This is a genomic window from Thalassotalea sp. G20_0, assembly GCF_017744175.1.
GTDB lineage: Bacteria > Pseudomonadota > Gammaproteobacteria > Pseudomonadales > Endozoicomonadaceae > Endozoicomonas.
In genome coordinates this window covers 1-1,808 of the sequence record NZ_JAGHQV010000173.1, presented here as the reverse complement: position 1 = coordinate 1,808, position 1,808 = coordinate 1, and the positions used below count along the sequence as shown (strand labels likewise).

Below are 1,808 nucleotides of genomic sequence, written 5' to 3'. Positions count from 1 at the left end.
CCTGTCCGATGGGGGCCGCATCGAGAACCTGACCCTTAGTGATGCCATCATAACCTCAACGGAATCGGCCGGGGTAGTGGCTTGCGAAATGTCTGGCAACGCTACGATCAGTAATATTTGGGTTGAACGTGCTGACGTTGCTACCAGCGATAAAAAAAACGCACACGCAGCTATTGGCGTGGGCAAAGTATCTGGCGGAGGAACTATTACTAAGATGACTGCGTTGAACTGCAAGGTGAAAACCTCTGCCCCGAAAGCTTATGCCGGTATTGGTGCGGGAAATCTGGACAATGGAGCTGTTAACAACATGATTGCGAAAAACTGTGATGTTACAACAGAGTGGAATTACGGATATGCCGGTATTGGAGCGGGAAATCTGGAAAGTAGTGGAGCTGTTAACAACATGTTTGCGGAAAACTGTCATGTTACAACAGGTCTGAATTTCGGAAATGCCGGTATTGGAGCAGGAAATCTGGAAAGTAGTGGAGCTGTTAACAGCATGACTGCAGTAGACTGTAGTGTTACAGCACAGGGGCATTACGGATATACCGGTATTGGTGCGGGATTTTCACGAGGTGGAATCGTTAACAACACAAGGGCGGTGAACTGTCATGTTAAAATGCTGGGAGAAAAAGATTGTGCCGCCGGTATTGGGGTGGGAAAGCAGAGTACATTTCGTGAAACTGATTATAAAACGGGATGGGCGCGTATTGAAATTAAAGGAACGGTTACAGACACGACAGCGTTGAACTGCACGGTGGAAACCATCAAACCTTCTGCACATGCTGGTATTGGGGCTGGATATTTGGGAGGAGGTACTGTTAAGCACACGACAGCGGTTAAGTGTAATGTTATAACAGAAGGAAATAATGCAAATGCCGGTATTGGGGCTGGAGAATCTGCTGGAGATACTGTTAACCACACGACAGCGGTGAACTGCACGGTGACAACCTCAGGCAGAAAGGCAAATGCCGGTATTGGGGCTGGAGAATTGCATGGTGGTACTGTTAATCACACGACAGCGGTGAACTGCATGGTGATAACCTCAAACAGAGAGGCAAATTCCGGTATTGGCGCAGGACGCTCTTCTGTAGAACAAGAAAAAATCACCAACACCAGGGTGATCAATAGCGCCGTTAAAAGTGAAAATGCCACTGCGGGTATCTTCGGAGGATATGACCCGGTTATTTGTAATGTCACTGTTAATGGCGTACAACAAAACGACACTGCCAAGGGGTGTCAGTATTGGCAGGATAATGATTTGTGTGCAGTTATTGACCCCGACTTGGCAAAACTAAATCTCCAAATCGCTAATTATTGTCCTGCCCCACCAACCACAGAGACGGTGGCCAAAACATCAGGCAGCACCATGAACTCTTTCAGTTCGGGTTCTGACACCACGACAACGCCCCCAACCACTATGGACACAGCACCAGACACAACCATGAACTCTTTCAGTTCGGATTCTGTCACCACAACAACGCCCCCAACCACTATGGACACAGCACCAGACACAACCATGAACTCTTTCAGTTCGGATTCTGTCACCACGACAACGCCCCCAACAACTGGGCCCGAGGTGCAAAAAGTGAACTTCTCTGACCCAGGTTCTGCTACATTTGCCGCACCAAGCCCTGCTATTATAGCTTGTATCGCCACCCTGGGCACGATGATTTTGGTTCTGGTCGGTGTGATCGCCTACCGCTATTACAGCCAAAGGTCATCGACTAATGCTGGTCGTAACCGCGCGGAACCCATGCCGCCCCCACCCAGCGGCCGCCCCCGTGCTGAAGGACAGCTGCCTACTT

1 protein-coding gene is annotated in these 1,808 nt (G+C 49.4%); it reads left to right on the top strand.

Annotated elements, in window-relative coordinates; all coding sequences use genetic code 11:
• Positions 1 to 88: 88 nt before the first annotated feature.
• Positions 89 to 1,808, top strand: a 1,720-nt coding sequence (locus J7438_RS25305; RefSeq protein ID WP_209278817.1) for a hypothetical protein, incomplete at its 3' end; no start/stop codon positions are given.